The organism is Ornithinimicrobium kibberense, assembly GCF_006519705.1.
GTDB classification, from domain to species: Bacteria; Actinomycetota; Actinomycetes; order Actinomycetales; family Dermatophilaceae; genus Ornithinicoccus; species Ornithinicoccus kibberensis.
In genome coordinates this window covers 1-290 of the sequence record NZ_VFXM01000059.1, presented here as the reverse complement: position 1 = coordinate 290, position 290 = coordinate 1, and the positions used below count along the sequence as shown (strand labels likewise).

At 69.0% G+C, this 290-nt stretch carries 1 protein-coding gene; it reads left to right on the top strand.

Translation table 11 applies throughout. The annotated features are described in order from the left end of the window. Window positions 1-84: 84 nt before the first annotated feature. Window positions 85-290, top strand: a 206-nt coding sequence (locus FJR00_RS15605) for a hexameric tyrosine-coordinated heme protein (protein WP_141339647.1), incomplete at its 3' end; no start/stop codon positions are given.

Below are 290 nucleotides of genomic sequence, written 5' to 3'. Positions count from 1 at the left end.
ACGGGCTCACCTGTCCGTGAGAGGTTCACCTGACGGGATGCTGCGCATCCACCCGTCCGAACCCCGACCCAGGAGGCCCGACCGATGGAACTCGTTCCGGGCAACACGTTGATCACCGCAACCCCTCAGGAGGGCCGGGAGCTGGCGCTGGCGATGGCCCGGAAGTCTGTCGGTGCGATCCAGCCGGACGCAGAGATGCGCCAGGCGTTGCGCCCCGGCTACGCGGGCTCCGCCGACTCCTTGACGATGGCCGCCCAGGTGGTCGCCATCGAGTTCGCCACGATCGCTGC